Source organism: Melissospora conviva (genome assembly GCF_049523535.1).
GTDB classification, from domain to species: Bacteria; Actinomycetota; Actinomycetes; order Mycobacteriales; family Micromonosporaceae; genus Melissospora; species Melissospora conviva.
In genome coordinates this window covers 14,518-29,903 of sequence record NZ_JBLLDT010000006.1, presented here as the reverse complement: position 1 = coordinate 29,903, position 15,386 = coordinate 14,518, and the positions used below count along the sequence as shown (strand labels likewise).

General features: G+C 72.5%; 15 protein-coding genes and 2 pseudogenes. 7 read left to right on the top strand and 10 right to left on the bottom strand.

From position 1 onward, the window contains the following. Positions 1–2 precede the first annotated feature (2 nt). The 5 genes and pseudogenes from ACK8GG_RS15095 to hpnE form a co-directional block, all read right to left on the bottom strand. The gene (locus tag ACK8GG_RS15095; RefSeq protein ID WP_440356704.1) at positions 3–959 is read right to left on the bottom strand and encodes a 4-hydroxy-3-methylbut-2-enyl diphosphate reductase; all 957 of its coding nucleotides are present in this window, start codon (positions 957–959) and stop codon (positions 3–5) included. A gap of 78 nt (positions 960–1,037) precedes the next feature. Beyond that, a pseudogene (locus tag ACK8GG_RS15090) lies at positions 1,038–1,502 on the bottom strand (phosphorylase family protein); the annotation flags it as partial. A gap of 89 nt (positions 1,503–1,591) precedes the next feature. Then, positions 1,592–3,577, bottom strand: coding sequence for a squalene--hopene cyclase (shc, locus tag ACK8GG_RS15085; protein WP_440356617.1), 1,986 nt, complete (start codon positions 3,575–3,577; stop codon positions 1,592–1,594). Continuing rightward, positions 3,577–4,587, bottom strand: a complete 1,011-nt coding sequence (locus ACK8GG_RS15080; RefSeq protein WP_440351695.1) for a polyprenyl synthetase family protein — start codon at positions 4,585–4,587, stop codon at positions 3,577–3,579. Before ACK8GG_RS15080 ends, shc begins: the two co-directional genes overlap by 1 nt. Further along, the gene (gene hpnE / locus ACK8GG_RS15075) at positions 4,584–5,960 is read right to left on the bottom strand and encodes a hydroxysqualene dehydroxylase HpnE (RefSeq protein ID WP_440355053.1); all 1,377 of its coding nucleotides are present in this window, start codon (positions 5,958–5,960) and stop codon (positions 4,584–4,586) included. Before hpnE ends, ACK8GG_RS15080 begins: the two co-directional genes overlap by 4 nt. 568 nt (positions 5,961–6,528) lie before the next feature. Here hpnE and ACK8GG_RS15070 point away from each other — a divergent pair. The 4 genes and pseudogenes from ACK8GG_RS15070 (at position 6,529) to ACK8GG_RS15055 (ending at position 8,744) form a co-directional block, all read left to right on the top strand. Beyond that, positions 6,529–6,879 (top strand): annotated as a pseudogene (locus ACK8GG_RS15070) (type II toxin-antitoxin system RelE/ParE family toxin). A gap of 2 nt (positions 6,880–6,881) precedes the next feature. Continuing rightward, entirely contained in the window at positions 6,882–7,199 is a 318-nt protein-coding gene (locus tag ACK8GG_RS15065) for a helix-turn-helix domain-containing protein (RefSeq protein WP_440355052.1), read from the top strand. Between the two features lie 224 nt (positions 7,200–7,423). Continuing rightward, positions 7,424–8,020, top strand: a complete 597-nt coding sequence (locus ACK8GG_RS15060; RefSeq protein WP_440356616.1) for a DUF4291 domain-containing protein — start codon at positions 7,424–7,426, stop codon at positions 8,018–8,020. A 151-nt stretch (positions 8,021–8,171) separates the two neighbouring features. Beyond that, positions 8,172–8,744 (top strand): hypothetical protein, encoded by a 573-nt coding sequence (locus ACK8GG_RS15055; protein ID WP_440356615.1) that lies wholly within the window; start codon positions 8,172–8,174, stop codon positions 8,742–8,744. Between the two features lie 16 nt (positions 8,745–8,760). On the opposite strand, the gene map is transcribed toward ACK8GG_RS15055, so the two are convergent. Continuing rightward, positions 8,761–9,573: a type I methionyl aminopeptidase gene (map, locus tag ACK8GG_RS15050; RefSeq protein WP_440356614.1), complete on the bottom strand. Its 813-nt coding sequence runs from the start codon at positions 9,571–9,573 to the stop codon at positions 8,761–8,763. Positions 9,574–9,657: 84 nt separating this feature from the next. On the opposite strand from map, the gene ACK8GG_RS15045 reads away from it, so the two are divergent. After that, positions 9,658–9,924 carry a helix-turn-helix domain-containing protein gene (locus tag ACK8GG_RS15045; protein ID WP_440356613.1) on the top strand — a complete coding sequence of 89 codons (267 nt, stop codon included), beginning with the start codon at positions 9,658–9,660 and terminating at the stop codon, positions 9,922–9,924. A gap of 80 nt (positions 9,925–10,004) precedes the next feature. On the opposite strand, the gene ACK8GG_RS15040 is transcribed toward ACK8GG_RS15045, so the two are convergent. Both ACK8GG_RS15040 and ACK8GG_RS15035 read right to left on the bottom strand, forming a co-directional pair. Further along, on the bottom strand, positions 10,005–11,153 hold the full coding sequence (locus ACK8GG_RS15040; RefSeq protein WP_440351720.1) for a hypothetical protein: 1,149 nt from the start codon (positions 11,151–11,153) through the stop codon (positions 10,005–10,007). 294 nt (positions 11,154–11,447) lie between these two features. Next, on the bottom strand, positions 11,448–12,704 hold the full coding sequence (locus ACK8GG_RS15035) for an erythromycin esterase family protein (RefSeq protein WP_440355048.1): 1,257 nt from the start codon (positions 12,702–12,704) through the stop codon (positions 11,448–11,450). Between the two features lie 158 nt (positions 12,705–12,862). Between ACK8GG_RS15035 and ACK8GG_RS15030 the strand changes: the two genes are divergently transcribed. Further along, a complete protein-coding gene (locus tag ACK8GG_RS15030) occupies positions 12,863–13,663 on the top strand; it encodes a flavodoxin family protein (RefSeq protein ID WP_440356612.1) in 801 nt (266 codons plus the stop codon). 19 nt (positions 13,664–13,682) lie between these two features. Here ACK8GG_RS15030 and ACK8GG_RS15025 read toward each other — a convergent pair whose 3' ends face one another. Next, positions 13,683–13,997 carry a hypothetical protein gene (locus ACK8GG_RS15025; RefSeq protein ID WP_440356611.1) on the bottom strand — a complete coding sequence of 105 codons (315 nt, stop codon included), beginning with the start codon at positions 13,995–13,997 and terminating at the stop codon, positions 13,683–13,685. A gap of 90 nt (positions 13,998–14,087) precedes the next feature. Here ACK8GG_RS15025 and ACK8GG_RS15020 point away from each other — a divergent pair, with 90 nt between their 5' ends. Then, positions 14,088–14,279 (top strand): DUF2795 domain-containing protein, encoded by a 192-nt coding sequence (locus ACK8GG_RS15020; protein WP_440351724.1) that lies wholly within the window; start codon positions 14,088–14,090, stop codon positions 14,277–14,279. 66 nt (positions 14,280–14,345) lie between these two features. Here the strand turns inward: ACK8GG_RS15020 and ACK8GG_RS15015 are convergent, their stop codons facing one another. Beyond that, positions 14,346–15,353, bottom strand: a complete 1,008-nt coding sequence (locus tag ACK8GG_RS15015; protein WP_440355045.1) for a 1-aminocyclopropane-1-carboxylate deaminase — start codon at positions 15,351–15,353, stop codon at positions 14,346–14,348. Between the last annotated feature and the right edge of the window lie 33 nt (positions 15,354–15,386).

Genomic DNA, 15,386 nt, shown 5'->3' with positions numbered 1-15,386 from the left:
ACTCACGACCGGCGTACCTCCTTCGGAAGGGTGAAGCGGATGTCCTCGACGGCGGCACTGCGTTCACTCACGTCGTCGGCGCCGAGCGCGCCCAGCGCCGCGACGAGTTCGTCGACCAACCCGGGCGGCGCGGACGCCCCGGCGGTCACCCCGACGGTGCGGGTCCCGGCCAGCCAGCGCAGGTCCACGTCACCGACGCCGTCGACCAGGTGGGCCCGTGCCCCGGCCCGCTGCGCGACCTCGACCAGGCGGACCGAGTTGGAAGAGTTGGCCGAGCCGACCACCAGGACCACGTCGGCTTCGGCGGCGGCCATCAGCACGGCCTGCTGCCGGTTGGTGGTGGCGTAGCAGATGTCGTCCGAGGCGGGCGCGGCCAGCGCCGGGAAGCGCCGCCGCAGTGCCTGCACGATCCCGTCGGCCTCGTCCACCGCGAGCGTGGTCTGCACCAGGTACGACACCCGCTGCGGGTCGTCGACCTGGACCCGTTCGGCCGCGGCGATGTCGGCCACCAGCCGGGTCCGCTCCGGGGCCTCCCCCAGCGTCCCCTCGACCTCCTCGTGACCGTCGTGCCCGATCAGCAGCACGGTGTCGCCCCGGCCGGCGAAGCGGCGGGCCTCGGCGTGCACCTTGGTCACCAGCGGGCAGGTCGCGTCGATGACCGGCAGCGCGCGGTCGGCCGCGGTACGGCGCACCGCCGGGGAGACCCCGTGCGCGGAGAAAATTGTCAGCGCCCCCTCGGGCACCTCGTCGAGTTCGTCGACGAAGACCGCGCCGCGCCCACGCAGATCGGCGACGACGGTGGCGTTGTGCACGATCTCCTTGCGGACGTAGACCGGCGCCCCGTGCCGTTCCAGCGCCTGCTCCACCACCGCGATCGCCCGCTCCACCCCGGCGCAGAAGGAACGCGGGGAGGCGAGCACGACGCGGCGCAGACCGGTCGCGGCGGCCCACTCGGCCAGCGCCGGCACCACCGCCGGCAGCGCCCGCAGGGCGACCCGCACCCGGTCCAGGGTGGCCGGGCGCCAGAGCCCGTCGTCGGCGGTGTCGGCGACCACGCGTACGCAGGCGACCGGACGGCGCTGCGGGCCCGGCAGCAGCCAGGCCGACTCCAGGTCCACCGCGAGCGCCCCGGTCGCCGCCAGCCGCGCCTTCGCCGCCCCGCCGACCAGCCGGTCGGTGCTCACCACCGGTCCGATGTGCACCCTCAGGCCGTGGCGGCGCAGGGCGGCGGCGAGCATCGGCGCCGCCGGCAGCGGCACCACCCGGCCCGCGCCGTCCACCTCCGGGTCGGTGCGGATCTCACTGGCCACCACCACGTCCCCCGGGCGCAGCCCATCGGCCAGGCCCCCGCAGATCCCGGCGATCGCCAGCGGCCCGCCGTCCAGCGTGGCGCCGGCCGCCCGCGACCGGCGCGCCCCGATACCCGTACGCCGTACCGCGCCTCGCCGTTGCGGGTCGAGCGCGGCCAGGCCCCGGCGCAGCGCGGCCGCCTCGGGCCGCATCGGGGCGCAGATCGTCCAGCCGGAAGCCGGCTCGGCGCCGATCGAGGCGGCGCCGGCCGGCTGCGGCGCGTCGCGCGCCGCGGAGAGGGTCACGGCGCCGTCTCGGCGGCCGCGGCGGCCCCGGTCCGGGCGGTCAGGATGCGCCCGAGCGCCGTCACCGGGAAGACCAGCCGGTAGAGGCCGTAGTTGATGTAGAAGTCCCGTGGGAAGCCGGTGCCGGTGAAGTACGGCTCGTCCCAGCCGCCGTCGGCCTGCTGGGTCGCGGCGAGCCAGGCCAGCCCCCGGTTGGCGGCCGGCCCGTCGCCCAGCCCGACGGCGTGCAGCGCGAGCAGCGCCCAGGCCGTCTGGGACGCGGTGGAGGCGCCCCGGCCGATCCACTCCGGTTCCCGGTAGGAGCGCAGGTCCTCACCCCAGCCGCCGTCGCTGTTCTGGTGCGTCAGCAGCCACTGCGCCGCCCGCTGCAGCGCCGGGTGGCTCGCCGGCACCCCGGCCGCCGCCAGAGCCGGCACCACCGCGCCGGTGCCGTAGACGTGGTTGGCGCCCCAGCGGCCGAACCACGAGCCGTCCGGCTCCTGGTGTGCCAGCAGCCAGCCCACCCCGCGCCGGACGGCCGGGGTCCGCGAGAAGCCCTCGTGCGCCAGCGCCTCCACCACGTGCGCGGTGACGTCGGCGCTCGGCGGGTCGATGACCGCGCCGAAGTCGCAGAAGGGCAGGTCCGCCAGGAACTCGCTGGTGTTGTCGGCGTCGAAGGCCGCCCAGCCGCCGTCGCGCGACTGCATCCCGAGCATCCACCGGGTGGCGCGCAGCACCGCCGGCTGCGCCGGGACTGCCGTACGCCGCAGCGCCATCATCACCTCGGCGGTGTCGTCGGTGTCCGGGTAGATGTCGTTGGCGAACTCGAACGCCCAGCCCCCGGCCGGAGTGGCCGGGCGGCGTACCGCCCAGTCCCCCTTGACCCGGATCTCCTCGCCGAGCAGCCACTGCCCGGCCTTCGTCATCGCCTGGTCGTCGGCGGGCAGCCCGGTCTCGGAGAGGGCGACGACGGCGAGCGCGGTGTCCCAGACCGGTGACTGGCAGGCCTCCAGCAGGCGTACCGGGCCGTCCGGGCCGTCGCGGTGCAGGGTGAAGCCGTCCAGGCCGTCCAGACCGGCCTTCATGACGGGGTGATCCATCGGGTAGCCGAGCAGGTGCAGCGCCATCAGCGAGTAGACCCAGGGCGGCTGGATACCGCCCCAGCCGCCGTCGGCCTCCTGCCGGGCGACGATCCACTCCGCGCAACGGCGCAGCGCGTTCATCCGTACGGGTTCCAGGGGGAAGCGCTCGTAGGCGGCGGCCAGCCGGTCGCCGCGGTGCAGCAGGCCGCGGCGGCTGCGCAGCCGCGGTGCGGGTAGCGGCTTGAGGCCGCTGCGCAGTTCGTCGATGTCGACGCCGAGGTCGCGGACCGGGCGCAGCGCGCGGATCACCGCGAGCGGCACGATTGTCTGCCGGGCCCAGCAGGCGAAGTCGTAGACGTTGGCCGGCATCCACTTCGGCAGCAGCACCAGCTCCGGCGGGACCGCGGGCAGGTCGTGCCAGGGCCAGAGCCCGAAGAGCGCCAGCCAGAACCGGGTGAAGACCCGGCTGCGTTCGATGCCGCCGGCCGCCCGGACGAAGGCCGCCGCGGCGGCCATGTGCGGCGCGTCCGGGGTGTCCCCGGCGAGCCGCAGCCCGATGTACGCCTCGATGGTGGTGGAGAGGTCGCCCGGTCCGCCGTAAAAGGTGGGCCAGGCGCCGTCGGCGAGCTGCTGGGAGCGGATCCAGCGGCCGGTCGCCGCGGTCTGCTCCCCGGTACGGATGCCGAGGAACTGCCGCAGCAGCAGGTCCTCGGCATCCATCGTCACGTTGGTCTCGAGGTCGCCCTTCCACCAGCCGGCCTGGTCCTGGAGGCCGAGGAGGTGGTCACGGGCGCGCTCGACGACCTCGCGGAGCCGGTCGTCGGTGAGCCGGGGGGCGCCGGCCGGTGCCGGGCGCTGCCCGGGGCGGGTCGCGGTGCCGCCGGGGGCGCCGACGGGCTTCGGTTGCAGCAGCTCGGTCATCAGTGGTCCCTTCCGGTGATGAAGGAGGCGATGTCGGTCAGCTCCCGGTGCACCTCGTCCGGGAGCGCCAGCTGGTCGAGTTCGGCCCAGGCGCGTTCGACCTCTTCCCGGGCCCGCTGCTCGGTCCAGTCCCGCCCGCCGCCGGCCTCGACGAGTTCGGTGGCGCGGGCGACCTCGTCGTCGCCGAGCGGGGCGGCCTGCCCGTAGAGGTCGGCCAGGGAGCGGCCGGCCGCTCCGCCGAGGGTCATCGCGCGGACCACCGGCAGGCTCTTCTTGCGGGCCCGCAGATCCGCGCCGACGGGTTTGCCGGTCCGGGCCGGGTCGCCCCAGATGCCGAGCAGGTCGTCGACGAGCTGGAAGGCGACCCCGACGTGCCAGCCGAAGCGGGAGAGCCCGTCGACCAGTGGCGCCGGCGCCGACACGACCAGGGCACCCAGGGCGCACGCCCCGCTGAGCAGCGCCGCTGTCTTGTTCCCGGCCATCTGCAGGCACTCGTCGAGCGAGACCTGGGCGCGCTTTTCGAACTCCAGGTCGGCGGACTGACCGGCGATCAGCCGCCGGACGTCGACGGCGAGCCGCCGTACGGCCGGCCCGCCGCCGGGCGCGTCGGTGAGCGCCTCGTAGGCCAGGCCGATGAGCGCGTCACCGGCGAGGATCGCCGGTCCCACGCCGAAAACGGTCCAGGCGGTGGGGCGGTGCCGGCGTTCGGTGTCGCCGTCGAGCACGTCGTCGTGGAGCAGTGAGAAGTTGTGGGTCAGCTCGACGGCCGCCGCGGCCGGTACGCCGTCGACCGCCTCCTCACCGGCGGCGCGGGCGCCGAGCAGCGCCAGTGCGGGACGGATCCCCTTACCCTGGGCGGTCGCCGGGGTGCCGTCGGCATCCCAGTAGCCGAGCTGGTAGCCGCAGATGAGCCGGTTGCCGGCGTCGAGGCGGTCAAGCAGCTCCCGGATCGCCGGCTCGACCAGGCTCTGCTGACTCCGGTCGGTGCGGGGGGTACCTGCGAGGGTCATCGTGCGGCCTCCGTGTGTCGGGGCCGGGACGCCAGGTGGCGGCAGACGACGTCAGCGGCGTCCGTACCGCTGCGCACCGCGCCCTCCATGGTGTCCGGCCAGCCGGTGTCGGTCCACGCGCCGGCGAGTGCCAGCCCGGGCATCCGGGTCGCCGCCTGTGGCCGGTACGCCCGCGTGCCGGGCCCCTGCCGGAAGGTGGCCCGGGGTTCGCGGGTGACGAATGCGTCGCGTACGGCGGTGGCGCGGGCGGCGGGGAAGAGCTCGGCGAGGGCGGCGCGCTGCGCGGCGACGAGGTCTGCGGTGGAGCGGGCGAGTTCGGCGTCGGCGGCCGAGAGCGAGACGACCAGGTGCTGTTCGCCGCCCATCTCCGGCGTGGAGCGGTCGAAGATCCACTGTGCGGGCGATTCCACGGCGGCGGCGAAGCGCAGTTCGGTGACCGGGGCGGCGTACCGGAGGTGGACGTTGACGATCGGGGCGGCGCCGAGCAGGCTCCACCGCCCGGCGTCCGGAGCGGCGGAAGCCGGCACCAGCCGGGCCGCCGCCGGATGTGGTACGGCCAGCACCACCGCCTGGGTGGTCAGCTCGCTGCCGTTGATGCCGAGCCGGAAGCCCTGCTCCTCCTGCCGGATCCAGCCGACCCGGGCGTGGGTACGCACCCGCACGCGGAGCCCGGCCAGCACCCGCCGGGCCGGGATGGCGTGCAGGTCGGTCAGGGGCACCAGGGGCCGGCCGATGTCACCGGCGTCGGCGCTTTCCAGCAGGCCGGTGCGGAAGACCCGGGCCGCCAGTGCCAGCGATGCCCGGTCGGCGGGGACGTTCAACGCGGCGACGGTGATCAGGTCCCAGAGCCGGCGGATCGCCCGCGGGCTCTGACCATGTGCGGTCAGCCAGTCCCCGAAGCTCTCCTCGTCGGTGTGGCGCAGGTCGGGGTCGACGTGCCGCAGGGCCGCGGCGGCCCGGATCGCGGCGAGCCGCTCGCCGCGGTCGAGCAGCCGGTAGCGCGCCAACGCCGGAAGCAGGTGGGCCGGGGCGGGGAGCCGGGACCGGGTGAGCAGGTGCGCGGAACGCCCGGGCAGCAGCACCGGCACCGAGAAGCGCTTCTGCACATCGGTGTCGCCATCGGTGCCGAGCCGCGCCAGCAGTTCCCGGTACGCGGTGTAGCAGCGCAGGAAGACGTGCTGCCCGGTGTCGACGGTGAGGTCGTCGCGCTGGAAGGAGTAGGTGGCGCCACCGAGTTCGGGGCGGCTCTCCAGCAGGGTAACGCGGGCGCCGGCGTCGGCCAGGCGCAGGGCGGCGGCGATGCCGGCCAGCCCGCCACCGATGACGCAGACGTCGCCCTCGGCCGGCGTCGGGAGTGGATCAGGGCCGGTCATGCGGGCTGCCGGCCGGACACGGTGCGTGGGCGGGACGCGGTGTGCAGGCCGGACACGGTGCGCGGGCCCGACTCGGTGCGCAGGCCGGAGGGGGTGCGCGGGCCGGGCGGACGGTGACGGCCGACGTGGGCCGCCGCTCCCGGCCGGGGAGATGGGGCAAAGGATCGGAGCATCACGCGGTCCTTACGTTTCGCACGGTCAGTACGTCCTGCTGACGGCCCGTGGGCCGGACCTGGCCGGCGGAGCGGCGCCGCACCCCGTCATCGCGCGGGACCGCCGTCGGCCGGCGTGGTCGTACGCCGGCGCCCGGCCGGCGCGGCCACCTCGCCACCCGGCTCCGGAGCCGTCTCCGCTTCGTGCAAAGTGAGCATAACAGCTAGGATCGGACGTACCGGATCAATTCACCGCGAATGCCTATCACGTTTACACCCTGCCGCTTACGCTGCTCAACCACCCGGCGCCAACCCCGATTCACCCGATCGGGGGGCCGCAGCTCAGGCCGCCATCTCCCGGCAGGGCCGTCGCTCTCCATTGACGAACCAGGTATACCGTTCGCTATACTCGGCAGGTGGCTGAGGAGTGGGAGATCTACCTCGTCGATGAAGTCCGCAGGTGGCTGGACGAGCTTGACAGCGCTACCCATGCCCGCGTGGCGCAAGCCATCGATCTACTTGCGGAGGCCTGACCGGGTTTGGGGCGGCCTCTGGTCGACACCATCCACGGCTCATCCATCGCCAACCTCAAGGAATTGCGCCCGGGCAACGTGCGCATTCTCTTCGCCTTCGACCCCTGGCGATCCAGCATCCTGCTGGTCGCCGGAGACAAAACGGGGCGCTGGAACCAGTGGTACGTCGACGCCATCCCCTTAGCCGAGCACCGCTATCAGATCTATCTGAAAGAACGCACCGAGGAGGGGTGAGGATGAGCAGTTACGTCAGCTGGAGCCAGATCCGAGCCGATCACGTGGCTCGGGCCGGCGGCGAGCAAGCCGTCGAGAACGGCAAGGAGGAGCTGCTCGCCACCGTTGTCGGACACCGGCTCGCCGAGGTGCGCCGAGGGCGGGGCCTCACCCAACAGCAGGTCGCTGAACGCATGGGCGTCACAAAGGGCCGCATCTCCCAGATCGAGCAGGGCAAGATTTCCGGCCAGGATGTGGTGGCCCGCTACGCCGCCGCCCTGGGTGGACGACTGCACCAGGCGATCTACTTCGACGACGGCAACATCGCGGCAATCGCCTGACCGAGGCGAGGCGAGGCGAGGCGAGGCGAGGCGTCAAGATCGTTAGTCCGAAACCGGTGCCGCGGAGCCCTCGAAACACCGGTTTTGGACTAACGATCTTGGTTGGTCGCCCAGGACCCGTCGGGCAACGACTCGCAGGGGGCCACACGCGGGACCCGACCCGGCAGACGCCGCTGCGAGAAACTCCCTTGAGGCGACACCGGCGCGGTCTCGAGAATGCTGCGGTGTCCGTTCCGCTGCGCCAGATCCGCGCCCTGCACGACGCCGAGACCATCACCGTGTACCAGGCGTACCCGCCGGAGATCGCCGAGCCGGCGCTCGCGGCGGGACGCTTCGTGCCGCCGTTCAGGCGGGAGCGGATGACCTGGATCAAGCCGTCGTTCCGCTGGATGATGTACCGCTGCGGCTGGGCCGCAAAGCCCGGACAGGAACGGGTCCTCGCCGTACGGATCACCCGCAGCGGCTTCGAATGGGCGCTGGAGCACTCCGCCCTCAGCCACTTCCAGCCGGCCTTCCACCCCGACCGCCGCACCTGGTCGGACCAGGTGAAACAGAGCCCGGTACGGGTGCAGTGGGATCCCGAGCGCGACCTGCGCCTCGCCCCACTGCCGTACCGGTCGCTGCAGGTCGGACTCTCCGGTCAGGCGGTGGACCGCTACGTCGACCAGTGGATCGTGGGACTGGACGATGTCACCGGCCTCGCGCACCGCATCCGGGACCTGCTTCGCGCCGGCGACCGCGCCACGGCGGAATCGCTACTGCCCACGGAGACCCCGTATCCGCTGCCAGCCGCGATCGGCACCCGGATCGACGCCACCTGAACGGCGGAGAGCACTTCTGCGAGCGACGGCCCACCGAAACCCGGTGTGATCGCAGCATGGCCAAGGACGTCGGATGTCGGCAGCTCCGCACCTGTCGCACCTCGTCGCGATCGGGAACCCATGTGGATAGAGAACATGGCACGATCCGTCGATGATCAAGTCGATTCCCCGCTGGCCGGCGGGCGCGCTCCTACTGACCCTCGCCCTGTCGGGCTGCACCGGCCAGGCCACGCCGGCGCCCGCTGAAGCCACGTCGTACCGGGTGGTCGAAGACCTCTGCGAGCGCCTCGACCACGCCTGGATCACAGAGTTCATCGGCACACCGGTCAAGGTGCGGGCGTTCGAAGCGCCTCCCGGCGACGACGTCCGGCGACGGTGCACGGCGGGAGCGGCAACAGCCGACATGGACGCGATCTCGGTGCAGGTCAACACGCAGACAACCGGTGAACTGAGCCCGCAGCCCGAACCCGCGAAGCCTCTCGGCGGCGTCGGCGATCAGGCGTACATCCGCCTCAGCGAACCGTTCACGTTCACCAGCGAGCACCTGGGCCGCGAGCAGACCAGCCGGATAGACAGCCTGATGGCCGCCCAGGGCCCGGCGACCGTGATGGTGACCATCACGGTGCACGCCCCCACGGTCCCCGACGACGCGGCGATCCAGGCGGTGCTGACCGCGTACGGGAAGGACGTCTTCGCCCTCATGGCCGAGAGCCCGGACTCCTGACCGGTCGGGGTGACGGTCAGGCCGTGGCGGGGATCCCGGCCGAACCGGCCGAGGCGCCCTCGGCGGGGCGGCGGGTCAGGACGCGGGGGCCGGCGGCGGTGATGGCGACGGTGTGTTCGGAGTGGGCGGTGCGGGAGCCGTCGGCGGAGCGGATCGTCCAGCCGTCCCCGTCGTACCTGATCTTGTCGGTGCTGCGGCAGAACCAGGGCTCGATGGCGATGGTGAGGCCGGGCATGAGCCGGATGCCGCGCCCGGCGCGGCCGTCGTTGGCGACGTGCGGGGCCTCGTGCATGGTGCGGCCGATGCCATGGCCCCCGAACTCGTTGTTGACCCGGTAGCCGTAGGAGCGGGCTACCTCGCCGATCGCGGCGGAGACGTCACCGAGTCGGCCGCCGGGCTGGGCCGCGGTGATGGCGGCCTCCAGCGCGACCTCGGTGGCCTCGACGAGTTTCTGGTCGGCCGGGTCGGGGTCGCCGACGATGACCGAGAGGGCGGAGTCGGCGGACCAGCCGTCGATGGCGACCGCCATGTCGACGCTGAGCAGGTCGCCGTCACGCAGGACGTAGTCGTGCGGCAGGCCGTGCAGCACCGCGTCGTTGACCGACAGGCAGAGCACGTTGCGGAACGGACCGCGACCGAAGGACGGGGAGTAGTCCCAGTAGCAGGAGTCGGCGCCGCGTTCGGCGATGCGACTGCGGGCGTGGTGTTCGAGCTCGATCAGGTTGACCCCGACCGCGGCGTTCTCGCGCAGCTCGGCGAGGAGTTCGCCGACGAACCGGCCGGTCACCGCCATCCGGTCGATCTCCTCGGCGGACTTCAGCTCGATCACGACAACCCCTCCCTGTGCGGTATTTTTATACCGGCATTTTTATACCACGCCGGGCCCGGCCCGCCGGAGGGATATCCTGACCCCATGGTCCGCCAGCCGCTCACCGCCGAACAGATCGCCGCGGGCCGGCGCCTCGGCGCGGCCCTGCGCGCCGCGCGGGCCGACCGCAGCCTCGTCGAGGTCGCCCTGGCGGCCGGCATCTCCCCCGAGACTCTGCGCAAGATCGAGGCGGGACGCCTTCCAGCGCCGGCGTTCGGCACCGTGGTCGGCCTCAGCCGGGCCCTCGGCGTCCCCCTGGCCGACCTAGCCGACATCTGGCTGGCCGAGCTGCCCGTCCGCCAGGCGTCCTGAACGCCGACCGGTCCGGGCGCTCATTGACAGACGCCGGCGGCGCCGGTGAGACCACCGGCGCCGCCTTGGTCGGCAAATCGTCAGCTCGGCCGGCGGAAGACCAGCACGCTCATCCGGGTCAGGTCCCCGAACTCCAGGCGCCGCCGGGAGTCGTTGTCGTTGGCCCGGACGGCCACCTGGAGCCGCACCTCCGCATCCTGGGGCAGTTCGGCGTTGACGTTCGGCATGGTGACGACGAAGACGCCGCCGGTGGTGTCGGGGTTGTACGAGACCCGCTCCTGCGCGACCAGCGGAGTGTCCGACTCGGAACTTCCGGGGCGGCGGTACTCCGCCCGCAGCCGGACGATGTCACCCTCCTCCAGGCCGCGCAGATCCACGGTCGCCTGCTGGCTGATGATGCCCTCGGCAGGCAGCCGGTAGCCGAGCCGCTCGTCGTCGTCGGACCACTCGATGGTGTGGAACTCGTCGTCGGCGTCGATGGTCTGGCCGGCGCGGGGGGTGCCGAAGAAACTAGCGAGCACGTCGTCATCTCCTTCCGGCGCACGCGCGCCGATCATTTCCGCGAAGTCGTCGAGGGTGCCCCGGAAGGCGTCGGCATCGGTGGTGCGCTGACTGCCGATGATGGCCGAGTCGGTGTACTGCCAGATCCGGGGCAGCCGGCGGGGTGTGCCGTACTCGACCCACCCGGGGCCACGGTCGCCGCCGGCCCGCTCGTAGGCCCTCCTGAAGTTCTCGGCGACGGTGTAGGGGTAGTCGGCATTCCAGCGGGGAAAATCGCCGAGGCGGCTGGAGCCGTACTCGCCCCGGGAGGCGTACATGATCGCGACCTTGCCGGTGCGGCGCTCGATTTCCCGGCCGAAGTCCACACCGACCGACGGCGGGACGTCGTCGGTCGGCCAGCGCTCCAGGTCGATCTGCCAGAAGAACCCGTTGAAGTCGCGCCACCAGGGGGTGTTCCGGTCGGCGTACTCGATGGCGGTGGTGGCCTGGGTTTCGGTGGAGACCCCGGAGTGGACCACCACGTACATGCCGAGGAAGGGGATCCCGGCGTCCTTGGCGGCGGTGAGCATGACGCCGTAGTACTGGCTGTGGAACGTCCCGTCCCGGGACTGCTCCGTGCCCTTGTAGGTCATGAAGTCGATCCCGGCGGCCCGGGCTTCCCGGACCCGGCGGACGGTCAGTCCCCGGTCCACGTCGTAGTCGCTGGCGTCCCAGCCGAAGAGTGTCACCCTCGGTACCTCCGGTGGAGTCGGTAGGGGTCGCACATTCCGCTCGAAAAGTCGCAAAACCGAACGAAATAAGCTCATGGGGGAGCTCCATCCGCTATGGATGTCGAGTGGTGGTGGAGAAATGGGGGCGGATGAAGAGGGGCCCCGCCGAAGACGCCGGCCGTACGCCGCGGTGGGCTACATCGACGAGCCTACGCCTGTCACCGTCGGCCAACGGCGGCCAGATTTGCGCCGATCGATAAAACGGCCAGTCGGGCACACAGCTCCTGACCTGCGAAAACTCTGCCTCGGCGATCAGGTGCCGGCGGGGAAAGTCTCCAGCTCGCCCAGCATCTCGTGGGCCGGCAGTGAATGCAGAGCGCTGGTCTGGTCACACCAGACGAAGGCGTCGTAGCGCTGCGACAGTCGTGTGGGGACATAGTTTCCCCACGACTCGTACTCCGGGTCGTAGACCACGCCGATCGCCCGGTGGTCGACGCTGTCGGTAGCCCACTCCGGCTCGTCGATGCCGTCGAAGACCAGCAGCGCCCGGTCGGGCAGCGACTCGTGCAGCTGCCGCTCGACCGAGCCGGGCCGGGCCGGCGGCACCGGCAGCACCTGCGGGGTCGCCCCCCAGTGGTTCGCCGCGACCACCTCACCCTGGTAGCTGCCGAAGCCGACCAGCAGCACGTCGGTGTCGCCGTAACGTTCCCGTCCCAGCCGGCCGAGGTTGAGCAGTCCCGACTCGGTCATGTCGGTGGCGCGGGAGTCGCCGATGTGGCTGTTGTGCGCCCAGACAATCCCCTTGGCCTGCGGCCCGTACTGCGCCATCAGCCGGTCGAGGGTGTCGGCCATGTGGGTGTCGCGGATGTTCCAGGACTGCGGCCCACCGCCCATCATCGCCCGGTAGTAGCGCTCCGCGCCCGCCACCACCTCGGCGTTCTGCCACGCCGAGAAGCGACCCGCGCCGTCACGTGCCGCCCGTTCCCGGGTACGCGTCAGCAGCCGCACCACCTCGTCCTCGCAGCGGCCCGGCACGAACCGGCTCGCCCGGCCGTACTCCTGCGGGTCGCCGCCGTACGGCTCGAAGCAGCGGTACGCCTCCTGGGCCGCCTCCAGGGCCTGCGGATCCTCCTCGCCGAGGTAGTCGAAGATCGCCTGCATCGACTCCCAGAGCGAGTAGACGTCCAGCCCGTGGAAGCCGGCCCGCAGTGGTGCGGGCTGCTCGACGTTCCAGGCGCGCAGCCAGCGGCAGAAGCGGACCACCTCGGCGTTCGACCACATCCAGGTGGGCCAGCGCTCAAAGCGTTCGAGTGCCGAGAGCGGGTCGGCGGGTCCGCCGGGGTGGAAGCGCACCGAGTCGTCGACCCGGGCGCAGTCCGGCCAGTCGCCCTCGACGGCCACGAACGAGAAGCCGGCCTCGGCGATCAGCCGGCGGGTGAGCTGCTCCCGCAGCCGGTAGTAGTCGTGGGTGCCGTGACTTGCCTCGCCGAGCATCACCACCCGCGCGGAGCGGGCCCGGTCGAGGACGGGGTCGAAATCGCCGGGTGTGCCGAGCGGCTGAACCAGCATGGCAGCGGCTACCCGGCCCGCCGCGGGCACAAACGCCACCGGTGGTGGGACCGGGCGCCACCGCCGGTGCGGTTCTGGGAGGTCTCACGCACCGGAAGCGCGGCGACACGAGCCGGCTCCGGATATACGATCTTGCGAATTCGAGGATCGGAGCAGGCATGCGGATCGGCGTCGTCATCGGTACCGGGCACGGCATGGACGGCACGACCGGGAGCCTCGTCCGCGAGCTGCTCGACCGGATCGGCGCCCGCGCGGTCCAGGTCCGGACCGAGATCGTGGGCACCGACGACCTCGGACTCGGCCCGAGCTGCCCCGCCTGTCTGGCGTGCATGACCGCCGGCGAGCAGGCCTGCCCGAACTACGACCGCACCGCAGCGGCCCGCCGCCTGCTCGACGACTCCGACCTGGTCGTCTTCGCCACGCCGGTGCACTCCTTCCACGTCTCCGCCTCGATGAAGCGCTTCGTGGACCACTTCGCGTACCTGATCCACCGCCCCGCCCACCTGGGCAAGCCGGCGGTGCTGCTCTCCACCGCGGCCGGCGCCGGGCACGACGCCGCGCTGGGCTACCTCAAGACCGCCGTACGCCGCTGGGGCTTCCACACCGTCGCCCAGCTCGGCGTCAACGGGCCGGGCCTGCGCAAGCCGGCCTACCGGGCCAAGGTCGACGCGGCGCTCGACGAGATCGCCGGCACCGCCGTCGAGGCGGTGACCTCCGGTACGGAGCCCACCCCGACAACCGCGGACCTGATCGGTTTCCGGGTCGCCCGGCTGCTGGTGCGCAACACCACCGAGAACGGGCCGGTCGACGAGGCGTACTGGCGGGAGCGCGGCTGGTTCGACGCCGAATGGTTCACCGACACCAAGGTGCCCTTCGTCGCCAACAAGATCGCGGCGCTGGTCGAGGGGCGCATCCGCGCCGGCATCGAGAAGGGCTCGGCCGACCCGTACCGGGGCTGACCCCCGCAGCAGAGCGCGGTCAGTGGCGGTCGGCGAGCAGGTACGACGCGAGGGCGCTGACCCCAGCCACGCCGAGGACCGCCGGCCAGGCACCGATCTTCTTGGCGAGCGGATGCGAGGCGCCGAAGCCGCCGAGGTAGATCGCCGAGAGCGCGGCGGTGCCGGCCGGGCCGGTCTTGGCCAGCCAGGTACGCCCGGCGTAGAGGCCGGCCAGCCCGAGCACGGCGCCGCCGAGCGGGCGGACTCCGGTCTCCCTGGCGACGAGGAAGCCCCCGACCAGGCCGAGCGCGGCGAGCGGGGCGGTACGGACCTCTTCGGCGGGGCGCAGGCTCATGTCCGGATCGTACGTCGCGGCGCCCGCCCGGCGGCCCTGTCCCGCCGACGCCCGGTGTGTGAGCGCTCCGAGGCCGGGTACGCGGGCACGATGAGCGTGACAGCGTTGCAGTTGCAGGAGTTCCTCGCCGGCGTGGACTACCCGATCTCGCGGGAGGATCTGGTGCGCTGGGCGCAGGAGAACGGGGCGGGCACCAACCTGATCCAGCGGTTGCGCAGCCTCCCCGCTGATCAGTTCACCTCCCCCGGCGAGGTCGGCTCCGCCTTCGACGACCTCGGCTGAACCGCCGCCGGACGCCGGTCGCACTCAGGAGGTCGCACTCAGGAGGTCGCGCTCAGGAGGTCGCGCTCAGGAGAAGAGCGCGCTGTACCCGTTGAGCGCCGGCTGCCCGCCGAGGTGCGCGTAGAGGACGTTCGAGCCCGCCTCGATCTCGCCGGTGGCGACCAGGTCGATCATCCCGGCCATCGACTTCCCCTCGTAGACCGGATCGGTGATCATGCCTTCGAGTCGGCCGGCGAGCCGCATCGCCGCCAGCGTCCGCTCGTCGGCGATGCCGTAGATCCCGCCGTGGTAGCGCTCGTCCAGCTCCACCTCGTCGGCGCGCAGCTCGCGTCCGAGGTCGATCAGGTCAGCGGTGCGGCGGGCGATGCGCAGGATCTGGTCGCGGGTCTCGGCGGGCTTGGCGGAGGCGTCGATGCCGATGACGCGGCGCGGCCGCTGCCCGGCGGCGAAGCCGGCGACCATGCCGGCCTGGGTGCTGCCGGTGACCGAGCAGACCACCACGGTGTCGAAGAAGACGCCGAGCTCCCGCTCCTGCTGCTCGACCTCACGTGCCCAGTTGGCGAAGCCGAGCCCACCCAGCGGGTGGTCGGAGGCCCCGGCCGGAATCGGGTACGGCGTGCCGCCGTCGCGGGTGACCTCGGCGAGGGCTGCCTCCCAGCTCTCCTTGACACCGATGCCGAACTCCGCCTTGATCAGCCGCACGTCGGCGCCCATCAGGCGGCTGAGCAGGATGTTGCCGACCTTGTCGTAGACGGCGTCGGGCCAGTCCACCCAGGACTCCTGCACCAGCACGGCCTTGAGGCCGAGGCGGGCGGCGACGGCGGCGACGGCGCGGGTGTGGTTGGACTGCACCCCGCCGATGGTGACGAGTGTGTCGCAGCCCTTGGCGAGGGCGTCGGCGGCGAGGTATTCGAGTTTGCGGACCTTGTTGCCGCCGAAGGCCAGGCCGGAGTTGCAGTCCTCGCGCTTGGCCCAGAGCCGGGCGCCGCCGAGGTGGGCGGTGAGCCGCTCCAGCGGGTGCACCGGGGAGGGGCCGAAGAGCAGTTGTGCGCGCGGGTGGTCGGCGAGGGCCATGGGGGTGACTCCGATCGTGGGGGTGACGTGTGA

Coding starts and splice junctions, on each gene's coding strand:
- shc (WP_440356617.1), bottom strand. CDS start 3,577: ATGACCGAGCTGCTGCAACCGAAGCCCGTCGGCGCCCCCGGCGGCACC.
- ACK8GG_RS15080 (WP_440351695.1), bottom strand. CDS start 4,587: ATGACCCTCGCAGGTACCCCCCGCACCGACCGGAGTCAGCAGAGCCTG.
- hpnE (WP_440355053.1), bottom strand. CDS start 5,960: ATGACCGGCCCTGATCCACTCCCGACGCCGGCCGAGGGCGACGTCTGC.
- ACK8GG_RS15065 (WP_440355052.1), top strand. CDS start 6,882: ATGAGCAGTTACGTCAGCTGGAGCCAGATCCGAGCCGATCACGTGGCT.
- ACK8GG_RS15055 (WP_440356615.1), top strand. CDS start 8,172: ATGATCAAGTCGATTCCCCGCTGGCCGGCGGGCGCGCTCCTACTGACC.
- ACK8GG_RS15045 (WP_440356613.1), top strand. CDS start 9,658: ATGGTCCGCCAGCCGCTCACCGCCGAACAGATCGCCGCGGGCCGGCGC.
- ACK8GG_RS15035 (WP_440355048.1), bottom strand. CDS start 12,704: ATGCTGGTTCAGCCGCTCGGCACACCCGGCGATTTCGACCCCGTCCTC.
- ACK8GG_RS15030 (WP_440356612.1), top strand. CDS start 12,863: ATGCGGATCGGCGTCGTCATCGGTACCGGGCACGGCATGGACGGCACG.
- ACK8GG_RS15025 (WP_440356611.1), bottom strand. CDS start 13,997: ATGAGCCTGCGCCCCGCCGAAGAGGTCCGTACCGCCCCGCTCGCCGCG.
- ACK8GG_RS15020 (WP_440351724.1), top strand. CDS start 14,088: ATGAGCGTGACAGCGTTGCAGTTGCAGGAGTTCCTCGCCGGCGTGGAC.
- ACK8GG_RS15015 (WP_440355045.1), bottom strand. CDS start 15,353: ATGGCCCTCGCCGACCACCCGCGCGCACAACTGCTCTTCGGCCCCTCC.